The sequence below is a fragment of the Dyella ginsengisoli LA-4 genome (assembly GCF_000334915.1).
Taxonomy (GTDB): Bacteria; Pseudomonadota; Gammaproteobacteria; order Xanthomonadales; family Rhodanobacteraceae; genus Dyella_A; species Dyella_A ginsengisoli_A.
Genome location: NZ_AMSF01000089.1, coordinates 2,501 through 5,415 on the forward strand (window position 1 = coordinate 2,501; position 2,915 = coordinate 5,415).

At 54.8% G+C, this 2,915-nt stretch carries 2 rRNA genes (1 of these 2 cut by a window edge); both read left to right on the forward strand.

The features are described from left to right. Positions 1-2,640: ribosomal RNA gene (locus C693_RS0119265) — 23S ribosomal RNA — on the forward strand (it extends 239 nt beyond the left edge of the window). A gap of 116 nt (positions 2,641-2,756) precedes the next feature. Then, positions 2,757-2,869 (forward strand): 5S ribosomal RNA (gene rrf / locus C693_RS0119270). Positions 2,870-2,915: the final 46 nt, after the last annotated feature.

Genomic DNA, 2,915 nt, shown 5'->3' on the forward strand with positions numbered 1-2,915 from the left:
AGCGACGAGCGAACGGGGAGCAGCCCAAAAGCGCACAGTGTTTTAGTCGAAAGGTCTGGAAAGGCCTGCCGTAGACGGTGATAGCCCGGTAGGCGAAAGGGCACCGTGCGTGAAATTGAGTAAGGCGGGGCACGAGAAACCCTGTCTGAACATGGGGGGACCATCCTCCAAGGCTAAATACTCCTGACTGACCGATAGCGAACTAGTACCGTGAGGGAAAGGCGAAAAGAACCCCGGAGAGGGGAGTGAAATAGACCCTGAAACCGTATACGTACAAGCAGTGGAAGCCCGCAAGGGTGACTGCGTACCTTTTGTATAATGGGTCAGCGACTTACTGTCAGTGGCGAGCTTAACCGTATAGGGGAGGCGAAGGGAAACCGAGTCTGAATAGGGCGCATAGTCTCTGGCAGTAGACCCGAAACCGAGTGATCTATCCTTGGCCAGGTTGAAGGTGCGGTAACACGCACTGGAGGACCGAACCCACATCTGTTGCAATAGATGGGGATGAGCTGAGGATAGGAGTGAAAGGCTAAACAAACTCGGAGATAGCTGGTTCTCCTCGAAAGCTATTTAGGTAGCGCCTCGGACGAATCTTCCTGGGGGTAGAGCACTGTTATGGCTAGCGGGTCATCGCGACTTAGCAAACCATGGCAAACTCCGAATACCAGGACAGACTATCCGGGAGACACACGGCGGGTGCTAACGTCCGTCGTGAAAAGGGAAACAACCCAGACCCGCAGCTAAGGTCCCAAAGTTATAGCTAAGTGGAAAACGATGTGGAAAGGCATAGACAGCCAGGAGGTTGGCTTAGAAGCAGCCACCCTTTAAAGAAAGCGTAATAGCTCACTGGTCGAGTCGGTCTGCGCGGAAGATTTAACGGGGCTAAGCTATACACCGAAGCTCGGGGTGCATCGCAAGATGCGCGGTAGAGGAGCGTTCCGTAAGCCTGTGAAGGTGAGTTGAGAAGCTTGCTGGAGGTATCGGAAGTGCGAATGCTGACATGAGTAACGATAATGCGGGTGAAAAGCCCGCACGCCGAAAGCCCAAGGTTTCCTCGCGCAACGTTCATCGGCGCAGGGTGAGTCGGCCCCTAAGGCGAGGCAGAAATGCGTAGTCGATGGGAAGCTGGTTAATATTCCAGCACTTTTCTTAAGTGCGATGTGGGGACGGAGAAAGTTAGGTCTACCGGGCGTTGGTTGTCCCGGGGAAAGGCGGTAGGCATGGATCTTAGGCAAATCCGGGATCCTTTATGCCGAGCACCGAGACGAGTCCTATTGGACGAAGTGACTGATACTACGCTTCCAGGAAAAGCCACTAAGCTTCAGCTTAAGAAAAACCGTACCGTAAACCGACACTGGTAGGCAGGGTGAGAATCCCAAGGCGCTTGAGAGAACTCGGGTGAAGGAACTAGGCAAAATGGCACCGTAACTTCGGGAGAAGGTGCGCCCTCCGGTGTGGTCACGTGCGTGACTGAGCACTAGAGGGTCGCAGTAACCTGGCCGCTGCGACTGTTTATCAAAAACACAGCACTCTGCAAACACGAAAGTGGACGTATAGGGTGTGACGCCTGCCCGGTGCTGGAAGGTTAATTGATGGGGTCAGCCGCAAGGCGAAGCTCTTGATCGAAGCCCCAGTAAACGGCGGCCGTAACTATAACGGTCCTAAGGTAGCGAAATTCCTTGTCGGGTAAGTTCCGACCTGCACGAATGGCGTAACGACAGCGGCGCTGTCTCCACCCGAGACTCAGTGAAATTGAAATCGCTGTGAAGATGCAGCGTTCCCGCGGCAAGACGGAAAGACCCCGTGAACCTTTACTATAGCTTTACACTGAACGTTGAGTTCTTCTGTGTAGGATAGGTGGGAGGCTATGAAACCAGGACGCCAGTCTTGGTGGAGCCATCCTTGAAATACCACCCTGAAGTGCTTGACGTTCTAACCTAGGCCCGTAATCCGGGTCAGGGACCGTGTATGGTGGGTAGTTTGACTGGGGCGGTCTCCTCCCAAAGAGTAACGGAGGAGCACGAAGGTACGCTCAGCGCGGTCGGACATCGCGCACTGTGTGCAAAGGCATAAGCGTGCTTGACTGCGAGATCGACGGATCAAGCAGGTACGAAAGTAGGTCTTAGTGATCCGGTGGTTCTGTATGGAAGGGCCATCGCTCAACGGATAAAAGGTACTCCGGGGATAACAGGCTGATACCGCCCAAGAGTTCATATCGACGGCGGTGTTTGGCACCTCGATGTCGGCTCATCACATCCTGGGGCTGTAGTCGGTCCCAAGGGTATGGCTGTTCGCCATTTAAAGTGGTACGCGAGCTGGGTTCAGAACGTCGTGAGACAGTTCGGTCCCTATCTGTCGTGGGCGTTGGAGATTTGAGGGGGGCTGCTCCTAGTACGAGAGGACCGGAGTGGACGTTCCGCTGGTGTTCGGGTTGTCATGCCAATGGCATTGCCCGGTAGCTATGAACGGAAGCGATAACCGCTGAAAGCATCTAAGCGGGAAGCGCGCCCCAAGATGAGATCTCCCGAGAGCTCGACTCTCCTTAAGGCCCCATCTAGACTAGGTGGTTGATAGGCGCGGTGTGGAAGTGCAGCAATGCATTGAGCTTACGCGTACTAATGAGCCGTGCGGCTTGACCATATAACCCCAAGACGCTTCGCTTCCTTCAGCGAAACATCTCGATCGGTTCCAAATCGCTTGTCACTCGTTTACCCCTTTAGCCGGTCCGGCGCTCCAAGCGCTGACCGCACCCCTTCCCTGGCGGCTATAGCGCTGTGGCCCCACCCGATCCCATCCCGAACTCGGAAGTGAAACGCAGCCGCGCCGATGGTAGTGTGCATCCGCATGCAAGAGTAGGTCACTGCCAGGGACCTTTTTAAGAAAAGCCCCCTCCAACCGGAGGGGGCTTTTTATTT